18 protein-coding genes are annotated in these 15333 nt (G+C 72.3%); 6 read left to right on the forward strand and 12 right to left on the reverse strand.

Annotation, left to right across the window (positions count from 1 at the left end; translation table 11 throughout):
- Positions 1 to 38 precede the first annotated feature (38 nt).
- The 5 genes from MFF04_RS05250 to MFF04_RS05270 all read right to left on the reverse strand — a co-directional run bounded on the left by MFF04_RS05250 (position 39) and on the right by MFF04_RS05270 (position 2459).
- Positions 39 to 440, reverse strand: coding sequence for a hypothetical protein (locus MFF04_RS05250; protein ID WP_238274392.1), 402 nt, complete (start codon positions 438 to 440; stop codon positions 39 to 41).
- On the reverse strand, positions 437 to 742 hold the full coding sequence (locus tag MFF04_RS05255; RefSeq protein ID WP_238274393.1) for a hypothetical protein: 306 nt from the start codon (positions 740 to 742) through the stop codon (positions 437 to 439). Before MFF04_RS05255 ends, MFF04_RS05250 begins: the two co-directional genes overlap by 4 nt.
- 226 nt (positions 743 to 968) lie before the next feature.
- Positions 969 to 1244: a DUF2312 domain-containing protein gene (locus MFF04_RS05260; RefSeq protein WP_238274394.1), complete on the reverse strand. Its 276-nt coding sequence runs from the start codon at positions 1242 to 1244 to the stop codon at positions 969 to 971.
- Between the two features lie 103 nt (positions 1245 to 1347).
- Entirely contained in the window at positions 1348 to 1677 is a 330-nt protein-coding gene (locus MFF04_RS05265; RefSeq protein ID WP_238274395.1) for a DUF1244 domain-containing protein, read from the reverse strand.
- Positions 1677 to 2459, reverse strand: a complete 783-nt coding sequence (locus MFF04_RS05270; RefSeq protein WP_238274396.1) for an N-formylglutamate amidohydrolase — start codon at positions 2457 to 2459, stop codon at positions 1677 to 1679. Before MFF04_RS05270 ends, MFF04_RS05265 begins: the two co-directional genes overlap by 1 nt.
- A gap of 216 nt (positions 2460 to 2675) precedes the next feature.
- Between MFF04_RS05270 and MFF04_RS05275 the strand changes: the two genes are divergently transcribed.
- From MFF04_RS05275 to pyk, 3 genes are all read left to right on the forward strand, one after another.
- Positions 2676 to 3983, forward strand: coding sequence for a glycerate kinase type-2 family protein (locus MFF04_RS05275; RefSeq protein WP_238274397.1), 1308 nt, complete (start codon positions 2676 to 2678; stop codon positions 3981 to 3983).
- A gap of 10 nt (positions 3984 to 3993) precedes the next feature.
- Positions 3994 to 4446, forward strand: coding sequence for a DUF1036 domain-containing protein (locus tag MFF04_RS05280; RefSeq protein ID WP_238274398.1), 453 nt, complete (start codon positions 3994 to 3996; stop codon positions 4444 to 4446).
- Between the two features lie 188 nt (positions 4447 to 4634).
- Positions 4635 to 6071, forward strand: coding sequence for a pyruvate kinase (gene pyk / locus MFF04_RS05285; RefSeq protein WP_238274399.1), 1437 nt, complete (start codon positions 4635 to 4637; stop codon positions 6069 to 6071).
- A gap of 3 nt (positions 6072 to 6074) precedes the next feature.
- On the opposite strand, the gene MFF04_RS05290 is transcribed toward pyk, so the two are convergent.
- The 6 genes from MFF04_RS05290 to MFF04_RS05315 form a co-directional block, all read right to left on the reverse strand.
- Entirely contained in the window at positions 6075 to 7061 is a 987-nt protein-coding gene (locus tag MFF04_RS05290) for an alpha/beta fold hydrolase (protein WP_238274400.1), read from the reverse strand.
- A gap of 13 nt (positions 7062 to 7074) precedes the next feature.
- Positions 7075 to 7710 (reverse strand): tetratricopeptide repeat protein, encoded by a 636-nt coding sequence (locus MFF04_RS05295; protein WP_238274401.1) that lies wholly within the window; start codon positions 7708 to 7710, stop codon positions 7075 to 7077.
- A gap of 191 nt (positions 7711 to 7901) precedes the next feature.
- Positions 7902 to 8027, reverse strand: a complete 126-nt coding sequence (gene ykgO, locus MFF04_RS05300; protein ID WP_003601867.1) for a type B 50S ribosomal protein L36 — start codon at positions 8025 to 8027, stop codon at positions 7902 to 7904.
- Between the two features lie 154 nt (positions 8028 to 8181).
- The gene (locus tag MFF04_RS05305) at positions 8182 to 9537 is read right to left on the reverse strand and encodes an HlyD family type I secretion periplasmic adaptor subunit (protein ID WP_238274402.1); all 1356 of its coding nucleotides are present in this window, start codon (positions 9535 to 9537) and stop codon (positions 8182 to 8184) included.
- Complete coding sequence (locus MFF04_RS05310; protein ID WP_238274403.1) at positions 9537 to 11318, reverse strand: type I secretion system permease/ATPase; 1782 nt, start codon at positions 11316 to 11318, stop codon at positions 9537 to 9539. Before MFF04_RS05310 ends, MFF04_RS05305 begins: the two co-directional genes overlap by 1 nt.
- Positions 11319 to 11609: 291 nt before the next feature.
- On the reverse strand, positions 11610 to 11804 hold the full coding sequence (locus MFF04_RS05315) for a hypothetical protein (RefSeq protein WP_238274404.1): 195 nt from the start codon (positions 11802 to 11804) through the stop codon (positions 11610 to 11612).
- Between the two features lie 115 nt (positions 11805 to 11919).
- On the opposite strand from MFF04_RS05315, the gene lgt reads away from it, so the two are divergent.
- Together lgt and MFF04_RS05325 are read left to right on the forward strand one after the other, a co-directional pair.
- Positions 11920 to 12810 carry a prolipoprotein diacylglyceryl transferase gene (lgt, locus tag MFF04_RS05320; RefSeq protein WP_238274405.1) on the forward strand — a complete coding sequence of 297 codons (891 nt, stop codon included), beginning with the start codon at positions 11920 to 11922 and terminating at the stop codon, positions 12808 to 12810.
- Positions 12807 to 13874, forward strand: a complete 1068-nt coding sequence (locus MFF04_RS05325; protein WP_238274406.1) for a class I SAM-dependent methyltransferase — start codon at positions 12807 to 12809, stop codon at positions 13872 to 13874. The genes lgt and MFF04_RS05325 overlap by 4 nt, the downstream gene beginning before the upstream one ends.
- Positions 13875 to 13880: 6 nt before the next feature.
- On the opposite strand, the gene MFF04_RS05330 is transcribed toward MFF04_RS05325, so the two are convergent.
- On the reverse strand, positions 13881 to 14048 hold the full coding sequence (locus tag MFF04_RS05330) for a hypothetical protein (protein ID WP_238274407.1): 168 nt from the start codon (positions 14046 to 14048) through the stop codon (positions 13881 to 13883).
- A 158-nt stretch (positions 14049 to 14206) separates the two neighbouring features.
- Here MFF04_RS05330 and pgeF point away from each other — a divergent pair, with 158 nt between their 5' ends.
- The gene (pgeF, locus tag MFF04_RS05335; RefSeq protein WP_238274408.1) at positions 14207 to 14977 is read left to right on the forward strand and encodes a peptidoglycan editing factor PgeF; all 771 of its coding nucleotides are present in this window, start codon (positions 14207 to 14209) and stop codon (positions 14975 to 14977) included.
- The last annotated feature ends 356 nt before the right edge of the window (positions 14978 to 15333 follow it).

Below are 15333 nucleotides of genomic sequence, written 5' to 3' on the forward strand. Positions count from 1 at the left end.
GGCGTCCCCGATCGGTGCGATTGTCGTGAAGGGTGTGCTCAGGACCGGCGCGGGCCGGTCTCGTCGCCGAAGCGCTCGGCGATGACCTCCCGGTACTCCTTCTCCGAGTATCGGAACATGAAGATGAAGTATCCGACGATGATGATCGCCGTGAAGGCCAGCGCCACCCAGTTGAAGCTGTAGTCGAAGCGCGTGCCGATGATGGTCGCCGCCTTCTCCGGGGCGATGCCGAGCTTCTCCCACTGCGCGGCCATGGTGGCGTTCTGCCCCAGGCTCTCCCAAGTCGGGCTCTGGAACTCCCGCGTCGTGGTGCCGGCGCCGGCGAGCTTGAACAGCAGCGGCAGGTAGAGGGTGATGCCGACGAGGACGAGCATCAGCAGCCCGTCGAAGATCTGGCCCGCCACCGACTGCTTCGGCGGCTCGTAGGGAACCTTGCTCATCGGCTTCCTTTCACGCGCCGGCGCTCCTCGCGCAGCCGGTCGAGGTAGTAGATGTCCATGCCGTAGATGGCGGCGCGGTCCTCGCCGTAGTGGCGGATCATCGCCGCGATCGCCGCGGTGTTGAGGAAGAGGACGCAGGCTCCGAGGACGACCATGATCCAGGTCACCTGCGAGGCCTCGAAGGCACTTCGCATCGTCCAGAACGTGAAGCCGTAGATCAGCCACACCGCGACGACGGCGCCGATGGCCGCGGCGCAATCGCGCCGGAACATCGACGCGACGCGGGGATCCTGGTGCTGCATGGCACGCTTCCCTCCCTCTCAGGCCATTCCTTCAAGGAACTGGCCGTTCTTTTCAGGAAAGATCGTGCGGAATCGTGCAGCCTGTCAATGCCGAAATGACGCATGATGCGCCGATCGCGCAATTTTGTGCCACGCGCTGCCTCTCAGGAGGGCAGCGGACAGCAAAAGACCCGCCGCGCCTGGGGTCGGCGGGCGGGTCCGGTCGGTCGCGGCGCTGCGAGCCGCGTCAGGACATGCCCAGGGCCTGCATGTAGAGCTCGAGGATCGCCTCCTGCTCTTGGCGCTCGGAATGGTCCTGCTTGCGCAGGCGCAGGATGGTGCGCACGGCCTTCACGTCGAAGCCGCGGCCCTTCAGCTCGGCCATCACGTCCTTGATGTCGCCTGCGATGCCGGCTTTCTCCTCCTCGAGGCGCTCGATGCGCTCGATGAACTGCTTGAGCTCCTCGGCGGCGACGCCGCCGGCGCCGGAGATGTCGGCCTCCGGCATGGAATGGGCGTTCATGGTCACGGTCTCCTGTGGAGGCTCCCGCGCCCTCGCGGCGCGCTGTCCTCGCTCGTACGCGGTCAACCTTACCCGGAGGTGAGCGCCGGAGTCCCGGGCGTCCTCAGTGCGAGGCGTCCTTGGCCTGCGCCTCTGCGAACGCGGCCGCCTGCGCCGGGCTCGCCTCGGCCTGGTGCTGCGCCTTCCAGGTCTCGTAGGGCATGCCGTAGACGGCCTCGCGGCTCTCGTCCTTGCTCATCGTCAGGCCGCGCTCCTCGGCGGCGTCCTTGAGCCAGTTGGAGAGGCAGTTCCGGCAGAAGCCGGCGAGGTTCATGAGGTCGATGTTCTGCACGTCGGGGCGGTTGCGCAGGTGCGACACGAGCCGGCGGAACACGGCCGCCTCCAATTCGGTGCGGGTCGTCTCGTCGAACTTCGCGATGTCGATCTCGGGCATCACCGTTCTCCCAGGTTCATCAGCGGCCGCAGCAGCCGCGCGAAGCGCTCCGCCCATTCCGCCTGCCCCGCCTCGTCCTCGATGAGGTCCTGGCGGATCTCCACGAGGGCGTTGGGCAGCCCCCGCGCCGTGGCGTGACGGTCGATGGTGTCGCCGGGCAGGCCGCCGCCATAGGGCTCGTTGTCGCCCACCGTCAGCCGGGCCGGGTCGGCCTCGAGCCCGGCGATGAGCGGCACGCTCAGCCGGTCGTCGCGGTCGTAGAGGATACCGACCTGCCAGGGCCGGGCGATGCCCTTCCAGAAGGGCGTGAAGCTGTGCATCGTCAGGATGGCGGGCGGCGTCCCTGCCGCCTGCGCCGCGGCGACCGCCCCGTCGATCGCCCGGTCGAACGGGTCGTAGAAGCGGGCGATCCGCTCGGCCTTGCCGGCCTCGTCGATGCGGGCGTTGCCGGGCACCAGCGCCCCGTCGGAGAGGCGCATCACCAGGGTCGGGTCGTCGCGGCCCCGATTCGGGTCGATGATGAGACGCGAGAACCGTGTCAGGACCGCGGGCGCGCCGGTGAGCGCCGCGAGGCGCCGCGTCACCCCGGCCGCGCCGATGTCGTAGGCGATGTGTCGGGCGAACTGCGCTTCCGGCACCCCGAGCCGGCCGAGATCCTCCGGCACGTGGTTCGAGGCGTGGTCGCACAGGATCAGGAGCCCGCAGGCCGGGTCTCCGGCGATCGTCTCGACGGGATGGGGCGGGTGGCCGGTCTTGTCGGGGACGGGGTCTGGGCGTTCCAATGTCTGTCCGTGTCGGGGCCGGCCGCGCCGGCCCGGGCGCGCGGAGCGATGGAGGAGCGATCAAGCTGCGATCTTGCCGTCCGCGCGGGCCTCGGGCAGAGCACGTATCAAGGATCGTGCGCCGACGGCAACAATCCGGGCCGCTGCCCTCCCCCGCGCGGGAGGCGGCGCGCCGCGCACGCGGAAGAACTTCGAGGAAGGGCCCGAGGACCACGCATGACTGCTCCCGACACCGCCGCCGTCAACGAGCAGCGCATCCTGCTCGGCGGTATCCTCGACGAGGCCATCGCCGCCGCCCATCCCTCCCGCTGCCTCGCCGGGCAGCTGCCCGCGCCCTCGCGGGGTCGCCTCGTCATCCTCGGCGCCGGCAAGGCGGCGGGCAGCATGGCCGCGGTGGCGAGCCGCTTCTACCGGGAGGAGCACGGGCTCGGAGCGGACCGCGTCGTCGGGCTCGCCGTCGCCCGCCACGGCTACGGCGAGGAGGCGCCCCTGATCCGCATGGTCGAGGCGGGCCACCCCGTCCCCGACGCCGCCGGCATCGAGGCGACCAGGGAGGCGCTGCGCATCGCCTCCGAGGCCGGACCGGACGACGAGGTGCTGGTGCTCCTCTCCGGCGGCGGCTCGGCCAACTGGATCGCCCCGGCCGGTGCCCTGACGCTGCCCGAGAAGCAGGCGATCACCAAGGCGCTGCTGCGCTCGGGCGCGCCGATCGGCGAGATCAACACGGTGCGCAAGCACCTCTCGCGGATCAAGGGCGGGCGCCTGGCGGTGGCGGCCCGCAACGCCCGCTCGATCCTGACGCTCGCGATCTCCGACGTACCCTTCGACGATCCGGCGGTGATCGCCTCGGGGCCGACCGTGCCCGACCCCTCGACGCTCGCCCAGGCCCGCGACATTTGCGAGCGCCGGAGCATCCCGCTCCCCGAGGCCGCCAAGGCGCTGCTGTCCGATCCCGCCAACGAGACCCCGAAGGCGGGCGACCCCGCCTTCGCGAGGGCCGAGTACCGCATCGTCGCCCGCCCGATCGACGCGCTGGAGGCCGCCGCCGCCGCCGCCCGCCGCGCCGGCTACGAGCCGGTGATGCTCGGCTCCGACCTCGAGGGCGAGGCCCGCGAGGTGGCCGCCGAGCAGGCCCGCCTCGCGCTCGAGATCAAGGCCGCCGGGCGCCGCGCCGCCCTCATCTCCGGCGGCGAGCTCACCGTGACGATCCGCGGCGAGGGCAACGGCGGTCCGAATCAGGAATACGCGCTCGCTCTCGCCATCGCCCTCGACGGCGCCGAGGGTATCTCCGGTATCGCCGCCGACACCGACGGCACCGACGGCGGCCGCGGCGAGGCGACCGACCCGGCCGGCGGCCTCGTCGACCCGACCACCCTGGCGCGCGCCCGCGCCGCCGGGCTCGATCCCGTGGCGATGCTCGCCGACAACGATTCGACCCGGTTCTTCGACGGGATCGGCGACCTCGTGCGGCCGGGTCCGACCCGCACCAACGTCAACGACTGCCGCGTCATCCTGATCGGCTGAGGCGCGACGGATGCGGCCCAGCCATGCTTTGCGGGTAGCCCTGCCCTGGGCGCTCGCCGCGCTCGCCGGGGCGGCGCTCGGCTCCGCCCCTGCGCGGGCGGACCTGCGCCTGTGCAACCTCACCGCGAGCAAGGTCGGTATTGCGCTCGGCTACCGCGACGGCCAGGGCTGGATCACCGAGGGCTGGTGGGACCTCAGCCCGAAGGGCTGCGAGACGCTCCTCAAGGGCGCGCTCGCCGGCCGCTACTACTACGTCTTCGCCGTGGACTACACGCGCGGCGGCGAGTGGAGCGGCCGCTCCCTGATGTGCACGAAGGATTCCGAGTTCACGATTCGCGGCGTCGAGGACTGCCTGGCGCGGGGTTTCGACCGCAACGGCTTCTTCGAGGTCGACACCCGCGAGCAGAAGAGCTGGACGATCCAGCTCACCGACCCGAACCAGCCGGTGCAGCCGCAACCCTGAGGCGTCGCCGCACCGGAAACCGACCGCGGCGCGCCGTGCCTCGGCCGTGTGCCGCCACCGGTTGGTCGACCGCAGCTTGACGTGGCCTCTCCCGGAGTGCTTCTGGCCGCACGCCACGGGGGCGCTCCCCCAAGACCGTCGCAGCCGACCTGTTCCGCCCGCTGACGACGGCCGCCATGGAGGCTAGGTTGAAGCGCTCACGCCGCACGAAGATCATCGCCACCCTCGGGCCGGCCTCCGATTCCCCGGAGATGATCTCCAAGCTCTTCCATGCCGGCGCCGACGTGTTCCGGCTCAACATGAGCCACCTCCCCCGCGAGCGCCTGCCGGAGAAGATCGAGGCGATCCGCGCCGTCGAGCGCGAGGCCAAGCGGCCCATCGCCATCCTCGTCGACCTCCAGGGCCCGAAGCTGCGCGTCGGCGCCTTCGCCGAGGGATCGGCCCAGCTCGTGCCGGGCGCCAGCTTCACCTTCGACGACAACCCCGAGCCGGGCGACGTGAACCGCGTCTACCTGCCCCATCCCGAGATTCTCCAGGCGGTCGAGCCCGGCCACTCGATGCTCGTCGACGACGGCAAGCTGCGCCTCACCGTCACCGAGGTGTCGCCGGGGCGCTGCACGACCCGCGTCGAGGTCGGCGGTCGCATCTCGAACCGCAAGGGCGTCTCGCTGCCCCACACCATCGTGCCCCTGCCGGCGATGACGGAGAAGGACCACGCCGATCTCGAGGCCGGGCTCAACGCCGGCGCCGACTGGATCGCCGTCTCCTTCGTGCAGCGCCCCGAGGACGTGGCCGAGGTCAAGAAGGTCGTTCAGGGCCGCGCCCTGGTGATGTCGAAGATCGAGAAGCCCCAGGCCCTCAACCGCCTGGAGGAGATCCTGGAGATCTCCGACGGCATCATGGTCGCCCGCGGCGATCTCGGCGTCGAGATGCCTCTGGAGCAGGTGCCGGGCGCCCAGAAGCGCCTGACCCGCGGCTGCCGCCGCCTCGGCAAGCCGGTGGTCATCGCCACGCAGATGCTCGAGTCGATGATCACCGCCCCCGTCCCGACCCGCGCCGAGGTCTCGGACGTGGCCACCGCCGTCTACGAGGGCGCCGACGCGGTGATGACCTCGGCCGAGAGCGCGTCGGGCGCCTACCCGGTCGAGGCCATCGCCACGATGAGCCGCATCGCCGAGCAGGTGGAGAAGGACGCCCTCTACTGGTCGATCATCTCGGCCCAGCGCTCCGAGCCCGAGCACACCGCCGCCGACGCCATCGCGGCCGCCGCCCACCAGATGGTCGGCTCCCTCGATCTCGACGCGATCATGGCCTGGACGCATTCCGGCTCGACGGCCCTGCGCCTGTCGCGGGCGCGCCCCAACGCCACGGTAATCGCCCTGACGCCGAAGCGCGAGACGGCGCGGCGGCTCGCCATGGCCTGGGGCACGCACCCGATCGTCACCAAGGACGCAAGCGACGTGGACGACATGGCCTTCCGAGCCGCCAAGTTCGCCGTGCGCGAGAACTTCGCCGAGATCGGCGACCGCATCATCATCGTGGCCGGCGTGCCCTTCGGGACGCCGGGCGCCACGAATCTGATCCGCATCGCCTTCGTCACCCGCGAGCACGCCGACCGCGCCTGAGGCTCAGCGCGCCGGCAGCCTGCCTGCCAGCGCCTCGATCTCGGCGACGAGCCGGTCTGTCGCGACCCACGGAGCCATGTGGCCGACGCCCGGCAGCGGCACCAGCCGCGCGCCGGGAATCGTCTGCGCGAGAGCCCGTCCCTGCCGGTCGAAGGGCACGACCGCGTCGGCCTCGCCCCCGACGATCACGGTCGGCACCGCGAGGCTCGGGGTGCGCGGCGCCATCCGCTCCAGGGCGGCGGGCAGGCCGGCAAGGTCCTGGACGTTGGCGAGCATGGCGCCCGGCCTCAGGGCCAGCGCCGAGCGGGCGCGGCGCAGGTAGTCCTCCGCCACCGGCTGGGGCGCGAAGGCGGCCCTCGCGCCCCGTTCGAGATGGTAGAGCCCCGCGGGCGGTCCGAGCGTCCGGCTGAGGAGCCAGGTGACGGGCGGCTTCAGGGCGAGGCGCCAGTACCAGGCGATCTCGGGCATCCGCTCGAAGGGCCGCGCGACCGGCGAGACCAGGGCGAGCCCGGCGACGCGCTCGGGATGGTCGAGGGCGAGCGCCAGGGCCAGTGCCCCGCCCCAGGAATGGCCGAGCACGATCGCGGGCCCGAGCCCGCGCGCCGCCAGCGCCTGCGCGATCAGGCGCGCCTGGGCCTCCGGCGCCGCATCCGACGATCCGCCGGGACGGTCGCTCCAGCCGAGGCCCGGCCGGTCGAGGGCGAGGACGTGGAAGCCGCGCGCGGCGAGCGGCCGGCCCAGGCTCTCCATCAGGTCGGCGCCGTTGCCGCCGGCGCCGTGAACGAGAATCACAGCCGGCCTGCCCGGCGTCGGGTCTCCCGCCTCGATCGCGGCGAGCCGGCCGCCCTCGACGGGAATGAAGGGTCCCTGAGAGGGGAACTCCCAGGCGGCCCGCTGCGCGATCAGCAGGGTCGCCAGCGCCCCGCTGCCGAGAATCATGGCGGCGAGCGCGAGCGGCGCCCCGATCAGCAGCGCGAGGAGCGTCCTCACCAGGCGGGCCGGCTCAGAGGTCGCGCCCGTCGACGTCGGGCGTCAGCTTCTCGATGGCGCCGCGCAGGCTCTGCATCCGCGGATAGATGGCTTGCGCCCGGCGGAAGGCCTCCAGAGCGCGCGGCTTGTCGTCGAGGGAGAGGTAGATCCGGCCGAGCGCCGCCCAGGCCTCGAAGTGGCGCGGCTCCAGCACCAGGGCGCGCTTGAGATCGGCGATCGCCGTCTCCTTGTCGGAGAGCTGCCAGAACACGAGGGCGCGGCGGTTCCAGCCCTCCGACCAGCCCGGCTCCAGGACGGTGGCCCGGTCCATGAGCTCGGCGGCGAGCGCGAAGTCGCGACCGCTCATCGCCTGGAGCGCGCGCTCGTTCAGGAGGTCGGCGGTGGCGCTGCCGGAGCGGGCGAGGCGGCGCTCGATGACCTTGGCCGCCCCCTGCGCCTCCGCATCGTCGGAGGCGCTCTGGAGGCGCGCGAACAGCTCGTCGAGGCTCGGGGGCGGTGGCCGCTCCGGCCGCGCGGTCTTCGGGTCCGGGGAGGCTTTCGGGTCCCGGGAAACCTTCGGATCCGGCGAGATTCCGGGGGCCGGGGACGCCCTGCCGGGCTGGCCGAGTCCCTGGCGCGGATCGCCGCGCTCGAACGGGGCCGCGAACACGGCGGCGCTCGACGCGCAAAGCGCACCGGCGAGCAGGAGCGGAAGGAGAGCGTGGGGCCGGCGCGGCATCGGACCAGAGTGGCCGCGGCGCTTCAGCCCGTCAACGCGCCGTCTCGACGCGCCGAATGCTGGCAGGAGACGGGCCGGCGCAGGATCGCGCGCCGGCGCCCGGTGTCGTCCTGCGACGCGCTTCAGCCCTGGCGGGCCTTGAAGCGCTTCTGGGTCTTGTTGATGACGTAGACCCGGCCCTTGCGGCGCACGAGCTGGTTGTCGCGGTGACGGCCGCGGAGGGACTTGAGCGAGTTGCGAATCTTCATCGGTCTCATCGGCGCGGGCTAAGCCGGCCGCTCGAAGCTAAAGTTTCGGGGTCGGGCGTCCCCGAAGGGGCGTCCGGCGACGGCGAGGCACGCAATCGCGGAAAGGCGGTTCCGTTAGCAGAGCGGCCCTGCGGAGGCAAGGCTGAGGCGGGGCTCAGCGCTCCCGCCAGGCCTTGGCGATCTGGTCGGTGAGCGGCTTCGTCAGGTAGGAGAGCACGGAGCGCTCGCCGATCTGCATGAAGGTCTCGACCGGCATGCCGGGCACCAGCCGCACGCCGCCGAGGCGCTGCTTCTCCGAATCGGGCACGTGGATGCGGGCGGTGTAGAAGGTGGCGCCGGTCTTCGGGTCGGTGCTCACGTCCGCCGAGACCCGGCTGACGACCCCGTCGATCTCCGGCGTGACCCGCTGGTTGAAGGCCGGGAAGCGCAGCACCGTCTTCTGGTCGACATGGACGCTGTCGATGTCCTGGGGCTGGATGCGCACCTCGACGGCGAGCTGGTCGGCGGAGGGCACGATCAGCATGGCCGGCTCGCTCGGGGTCACGAGGCCGCCGATCGTGTGCACGGTGAGCTGGTGGACGGTGCCGTCCTGGGGTGCCCGCAGGTCGATGCGCTTGAGCTGGTCCTCGGCGGAGACCCGCTTCTCCACGAGCTCCGACCACTTGGCGCGGATGTCGGCGAGGTCCTTGCCGACCTCGGTGCGCATGTCCTGGTCGATCTGGAGGATCTGAAGCTCGATCTCGGTGATCTTGCCCCGCGCCGAGGCGGTGGAGGCCATCAGCTGGCCGCGCTCGCCCTCAAGGCGGGCGGCGTCGCGCTCGAGCTGGTTCACGCGGGAGAGCTGGACGAGGTTCTTGGCGTAGAGCTCCTTCACGCCGCGCAGCTCCGGTCCGATCAGGGCGATCTCGCGGTTCTTGGCGGCGGCCTGCTCGGTGAGGCCGGCGATCTCCTGGCGGAGCTGCGTGACGCGCTCGCGCAGCTGCGCCTTCTGCCCCTCGCGGCCGGCGACGCGGGCGTTGAAGAGGCGCGTCTCGCCGTCGACGAGCCGGGCGACCACGGGGTCGCCCTCGGCCCGTGCCAGAAGCTCCGGCGGGAAGGCGACGGAGGCCGCCCCGTCGCGCTCGGCCTCGTCGCGGGACCGGCGGGCGGAGGCCTCGTCCAGAGCTTTCAGCACGATGTCGAGATTGGCGCGGGTCTGGGTCTCGTCGAGGCGGATCAGGATGTCGCCGGCCTTGACGCGCTGGCCGTCGCGGACCCGTAGCTCGCCGACGACGCCGCCGGTCGGGTGCTGGACCTTCTTCACGTCCGATTCGACCACGAGCTGGCCCGGCGCGATCACCGCGCCGGAGATCTGCGTGAAGGTCGCCCAGCCGCCGACGCCGACCACGAGGGCGGTGCCGAGGCCGATCGAGAGGGCGAGATGGCGCCGGATCGAGGCGTGGGCGGTGCGCTTCGGCAGTGCCGGAGCGAGGCCCGCGGGGATGCCGGCCGGGTTGAGGGTGGCGGCCATCACGCGCTCTTCTCTTGCAGGCTCACGGGGCCGGCGCCCCTCGGGGCACCGTCGAGGGAGGGGGGTCTCGCGGCCTCGCCGGGCACGGCGGCCGGGGCGGGACGCAGGACGCGCTTGAACACCTCGTCCTTCGGCCCGAAGGCCTGGGCGCGGCCCTCGGCCATCATCAGCACGAGGTCGACGGCGGCGAGCGCGCTCGGGCGGTGGGCGACGACGACGCAGATGCCGCCGCGCTGGCGCACGCCCAGGATCGCCTGGGTCAGGGCGTTCTCGCCCTCGCTGTCGAGGTTGGCGTTGGGCTCGTCGAGCACGACCAGGAACGGGTCGCGGTAGAGGGCGCGGGCGAGGCCGATGCGCTGGCGCTGGCCCGCCGAGAGCCCGGCGCCGCTCTCGCCGATGCGGGTGTCGTAGCCGTCCGTGAGGCGCAGGATCAGCTCGTGGACGCCTGCGGCGCGGGCGGCGGCGATGATCGCCTCCGAGCTGGCGTTCGGCTCGAAGCGGGCGATGTTCTCGGCGACGGTGCCGCCGAACAGCTCCACCTCCTGGGGCAGGAAGCCGATATGCGGCCCGAGATCGGCGCTCGACCACTGGTCGAGGGCGGCGCCGTCGAGGCGGACCTTGCCGCGCATCGCCGGCCAGACGCCGACCAGCGCCCGCACCATGGTCGACTTGCCGGAGGCCGAGGGGCCGATGACGCCGAGGCCCTGGCCGGCGCGGAGCGCGAAGGTGACGTCCTGCACCACGATCCGCGGCGTGCCGGGCGGGGCGACGCTGATCCCCTCGACGGAGACCGACTGCGTCGGCGCCGGCAGGGCGTGGGGCTGGCCGACGGCTGGGATGCGGGCGAGCAGGTCCGAGAGGCGGCTCCAGGACTGGCGCGCCTGCACGAAGCCCTTCCAGTTGGCGATCACCAGCTCCGCCGGGGCCAGCGCGCGGGAGACGAGGATCGAGGAGGCGATGATGATGCCGGCCGAGGCCTGGCCGTTGATGACGAGGTAGGCGCCGAGCGCCAGCGTGCCCGACTGGAGGGCCATGCGGAACACCTTCGAGGCGGCCCCGTAGAAGCCGCCGCCGTCGGAGACCGACTGCTGCGCCTGCATGTAGTCGGCGTTGGCGGCGGCCCAGCGGGCGCCGACCCGGCCCTGCATGCCCATGGCGGCGAGCACCTCGGCGTTGCGGCGCCCGGCCTCGGCGAGGCCGTTGCGGCGCAGGCCGTGGCTGGTCGCGTCCTTCGAATGGGCGCGGGTGGCGCGGTCGGTCAGCAGGGTGAAGGCCGCGAGCACGCCCGCGCCGACGAGCGCCGCGACGCCGATCAGCGGATGGAACAGGAAGCAGATGACGAGGTAGACCGGCATCCAGGGCAGGTCGAAGAAGGCCGAGGGGCCGGTACCGGAGAGGAAGCCCCGGACCTGATCGAGGTCGCGCAGGGGCAGCAGGCCGTCGCCCGGCATCGCGCCCTTGAGGGGCGCGCGCACCACGATGTCGAAGACCCGCGCGCTCAGCGCCTCGTCCACCGCCGCGCCGACCCGGGCCAGCACCCGCGAGCGGATCGCCTCCAGCACGCCCTGGAAGCCGTAGAGCACGAGGGCCAGGATCGAGAGGCCCACCAGCGTCGGGATGCTGCGACTGGGGATCACCCGGTCGTAGACCTCGAGCATGAAGAACGAGCCGGTCAGGTAGAGAATGTTGACGAGGCAGCTCATGGCGGCGACGCCGATGAAGGCGCCGCGGCACTCCGACAGCGCCGAGACGAGTTCGGGGGATCCCCGATCCTTGAGCATGACCGAACTTCCCCGAAGACCGCCGCCGAAAGGCAGCGCGTATCACGTCATAGGTTGATGAAGCCTTCCATACACCTAATCATGGCAGCACCGGGGTCGCGGACGCCTTATTTTACAAAGCTTTGCCGTGCATGGGATCCGGCGCGCGAGAGCGCGAATCAGGCTGTGTCCCGTCCTTTTTCCGCTCCGAGGCGGTGATTTCGGCCGCGTGATTCGCCCTCGACCGAGGCGGCGCCTCGCGGCCGAACCATTCCGCGAGGGTGACGGACCGGTCCCGGACAGGCCCGCGGGTCAGGACCTCCGCCGCCTCCGCCCGCCAGATGCGGACACCGTCGCGGAAGCACCGGCGCAGATGCGCCCGCCGCTCCGGGTCGGGACGATGTGCCCGAGCATCGAGCGGATGCCGGCCCGCTTCATCAGCGGCAGCAGGTCGGCGTCGCGCACGATGTCGATGGCGCCGATGGTGGCGAAGAGGCGCACCGGCATGTCCTCGGCAGACCTCCGCGAAGCGTTCCGGGCCGACCCGCGCCGGGCTTGACGCCCTCCCCGCCCGGGGTCCACTCCCCTGGCCCGTCGCGACCGGCCAGGAGGCCCCGCACCGATGCCGCCGCTCCTCGCCCTGCCCTTCCCGTCGATCGATCCCGTCGCCGTCGCGATCGGGCCGATCACGATCAAGTGGTACGCGCTGGCCTACATCGCCGGGCTCGTCGGCGGCTGGTTCTACGCCCGCCGCCTGGTACTCGCCGACAACCTCTGGGGCGTGGTGCGCCGGCCGACCACCGCCGACATCGACGACCTCATCGTCTGGGTGGCGCTCGGCGTCGTGCTCGGCGGCCGGCTCGGCTACGTGCTCTTCTACAACCTGCCGCTCTATCTCGCCGACCCGCTCGAGATCCTGGCGATCCGCAACGGCGGCATGTCCTTCCACGGCGGGTTCCTCGGGGCCGTGCTGGCGATGGTTCTGTTCGCCCGGCGCCGGGGGCTCGGCGCCTACACGCTCCTCGACGTCGCCGCGGTGGTGGTGCCGATCGGCCTGTTCTTCGGGCGCATCGCCAACTTCGTGAACGGCGAGCTCTGGGGCCGCGCCGCGCCGGACTTCGCCTACGCGGTGATCTTCCCCACCGGCGGCGACGTGCCGCGCCACCCGAGCCAGCTCTACGAGGCGCTGACCGAGGGGCTGTTCCTGTTCGTGGTGATGTCGATGTGCGTGCACCGCTACGGCTTCCGCCGGCCGGGGCTGATGGGCGGCATCTTCGTGCTCGGCTACGCGCTGGCGCGGACCTTCTGCGAGTTCTTCCGCGAGCCCGACCGCCAGCTCGGCTACCTGTTCGGTGAGGGGCTCGGGCCGCTGGGCGGCGGCGTCACCATGGGGATGCTGCTCTGCGTGCCGATGGCGCTCGTCGGCCTCACCTACATCGTGCTCGCCGCCTGCGGGGCGACGCGCCCGCGCGTGCCGGCAGAGACGACGCCCGAGGAGACGGCCCGCGCGTGAGCGAGACGCCGCTCCACGCCGAGATCGCGGCGATCATCCGCGAGACCGGGCCGATCGGCATCGACCGCTACATGGCGCTCTGCCTCGCGCACCCGGTCCACGGCTACTACCGCACCCGCGATCCCCTCGGCCGGGGCGGCGACTTCACCACCGCCCCCGAGATCAGCCAGATGTTCGGCGAGCTGATCGGCGTCTGGATCGCCGCCGCCTGGGACGCCCTCGGCCGGCCGCCGCGCCCACTCCTCGTCGAGCTCGGACCCGGGCGCGGGACGCTGACCGCCGACGCGATCCGCGTGCTGCGGCGCCTCCTGCCCGAGACCGTCTTCGCCGTGCATCTCGTCGAGACGAGCCCCGTGCTGCGGGAGCGTCAGGCCGCGACGCTGGCGGGTCTCGCGCCGGCCTGGCACGAGACGGTCGCGACCCTCCCCGAGGGCCCGGCCTTCGTCGTTGCCAACGAGTTCTTCGACTGCCTGCCCGTCCGGCAGTTCGAGCGGACGCCGCGCGGCTGGTGCGAGCGCCTCGTCGGGCTCGGCGACGACGGAGCGCTGGCGTTCGGCCTCGCGCCCGAACCGGAGCGGAATTTTTCCCTGGACGGCCCCGTCGGCGTGCTGGCGAGCGTGGCCGAGCCCGCCGCGCAGACGATGCGCTGGCTCGCCAAGCGCGTCGTGGTGCAGGGCGGCTGCGTGCTGGCGATCGACTACGGGCACGCCCGGCCGGGCTTCGGCGACAGCTTCCAGGCGCTCTCGGGCCACGCCTTTGCAGATCCCCTGGCGCGGCCGGGCGAGGCCGACCTCACCGTGCATGTCGACTTCGATGCCCTGGCGCGCGCGGCCGAGGCGGAGGGGGCAACGTGTCTCGGCCCGATCGAGCAGCGCGACTTCCTGCACGCGCTCGGTCTGCGGGAGCGGGCGGAGCGGCTCGCCGCCTCCGCCTCGCCCGAGCAGGCCGCAGCGGTCAGGACCGCCGCGGCCCGTCTCACGGAGCCTGAGCGGGGCGGGATGGGCAGCCTGTTCAAGGTGCTCGCCGTGGCACCTCCCGGCGCGCCGCCGCTGCCCGGCTTCTGAGCGCGCTCAGCCCGAGAACGAGCCGAAGCCTTCGGCCTGGGCGGTGGTGCTGGGCTTCGTGGTCTCGCCTTGGCGGTCGGTGACCGACTGCTTCTCGCGGATGCGCGCGGGCTCGCGGGCGCCGACGCTCGGCCAGATCGGACGGTCGGGCTGGTGCTTGATGGAGGGGGCCATCCGGTGCTCCTGATGAAGGAAGAGGCAGAAATCCGCCGCGATAAGCGTCGACATCCCGCCCCGGTTCCCGCTCCGCCGGCCCGTGTCCGCCGCCGATCGTCATCGCCATGGGGCGGGGCTTGCGCTATCGAGCGGCGACGCCATCCGCGGAGCCAGGCATGTTCATCGAAGCCCCCGAACTCGCCTCCCACGCGGGCCTGCGGCACGCCTTCTTCACCCGCCAGGGCGGCGTCTCGGAAGGGCTCTACGCCTCGCTCAACGGCGGCCTCGGCTCCGAGGATGACGGCGCGCGCGTGCGCGAGAATCGGGCGCGGATGTGCGCCCATCTCGACCTGCCGCCGGACCGTCTCGTCAGCCTCTACCAGATCCACTCGGCCGAGGTGGTCGTGGTCGAGGCGCCCTTCGCCCTCACCGACCGCCCGAAGGCCGACGCCATGGTCACGCGGGTGCCGGGCCTCGGCCTCGGCATCGCCACCGCCGATTGCGGGCCGATCCTGTTCGCCGATCCGGAGGCCAGCGTCGTCGGTGCGGCTCATGCCGGCTGGAAGGGAGCGCTGGGCGGCGTCGTCGAGGCGACCGTCGCGGCCATGGAAGGGCTCGGGGCCGAGCGCGGCCGCATCGTCGCGGTGCTCGGGCCGACCATCGCGCAGGCCTCCTACGAGGTCGGGCCGGACTTCCTGGAGCGCTTCCGGGCCGGCGTACCCGAGGCCGGCGCCTACCTCGCGGAGGGGGCGCGGCCGGGGCACGCGCAGTTCGACCTGCCGGCCTTCATCCTGTCGCGCCTGAGTGCCGCCGGCATCGCGCAGGCGAGCGCTCTGGGCCTGTGCACCTACGCCGATCCGGAGCGGTTCTACTCCTATCGGCGCACCACCCATCGCGGCGAGGCGGATTACGGCCGCCTGATCTCGGCGATCGCCCTGCTGCCCTGAGCCGAAATGTGGCAGCGCACCCGGCCTGCGACAATCTGTCTTGGAACAGCGCGCGGAAAGAGCGTGGCCTTGAGTGAACCTTAGCCATTTGCGGGCGTTCTGCACTCAAGAGACCCGAGAAATGGGGCGACGGACGCCACAAAGGCGCCGCCCTCCTCCACCGAGGCGTTGTCGCATCGCAACAGCCCCGGCGGCTCCGGTCCCTTAAGTTAGGGGAATGGCGGACAGCAGCCATCAAGGCGCGTCCGCTTTCAGGGACAGAGGACCAGTCACCATGAAGACCATGCTCAAGGGCGTCACCGCCCTCGCCGGCATCGCGTTCGCCGGCTCCGCCCTCGCCGCGGATCTTCCGCGTC

Source organism: Methylobacterium jeotgali, from assembly GCF_022179345.1.
GTDB lineage: Bacteria > Pseudomonadota > Alphaproteobacteria > Rhizobiales > Beijerinckiaceae > Methylobacterium > Methylobacterium jeotgali.

Coding starts and splice junctions, on each gene's coding strand:
- ykgO (WP_003601867.1), bottom strand. CDS start 8,027: ATGAAGATTCGCAACTCGCTCAAGTCCCTCCGCGGCCGTCACCGCGAC.
- MFF04_RS05275 (WP_238274397.1), top strand. CDS start 2,676: ATGACTGCTCCCGACACCGCCGCCGTCAACGAGCAGCGCATCCTGCTC.
- MFF04_RS05250 (WP_238274392.1), bottom strand. CDS start 440: ATGAGCAAGGTTCCCTACGAGCCGCCGAAGCAGTCGGTGGCGGGCCAG.
- MFF04_RS05265 (WP_238274395.1), bottom strand. CDS start 1,677: ATGCCCGAGATCGACATCGCGAAGTTCGACGAGACGACCCGCACCGAA.
- MFF04_RS05260 (WP_238274394.1), bottom strand. CDS start 1,244: ATGAACGCCCATTCCATGCCGGAGGCCGACATCTCCGGCGCCGGCGGC.
- MFF04_RS05280 (WP_238274398.1), top strand. CDS start 3,994: ATGCGGCCCAGCCATGCTTTGCGGGTAGCCCTGCCCTGGGCGCTCGCC.
- MFF04_RS05315 (WP_238274404.1), bottom strand. CDS start 11,804: ATGCCGGTGCGCCTCTTCGCCACCATCGGCGCCATCGACATCGTGCGC.
- MFF04_RS05310 (WP_238274403.1), bottom strand. CDS start 11,318: ATGCTCAAGGATCGGGGATCCCCCGAACTCGTCTCGGCGCTGTCGGAG.
- MFF04_RS05255 (WP_238274393.1), bottom strand. CDS start 742: ATGCAGCACCAGGATCCCCGCGTCGCGTCGATGTTCCGGCGCGATTGC.
- pgeF (WP_238274408.1), top strand. CDS start 14,207: ATGTTCATCGAAGCCCCCGAACTCGCCTCCCACGCGGGCCTGCGGCAC.
- MFF04_RS05305 (WP_238274402.1), bottom strand. CDS start 9,537: ATGGCCGCCACCCTCAACCCGGCCGGCATCCCCGCGGGCCTCGCTCCG.
- MFF04_RS05330 (WP_238274407.1), bottom strand. CDS start 14,048: ATGGCCCCCTCCATCAAGCACCAGCCCGACCGTCCGATCTGGCCGAGC.
- lgt (WP_238274405.1), top strand. CDS start 11,920: ATGCCGCCGCTCCTCGCCCTGCCCTTCCCGTCGATCGATCCCGTCGCC.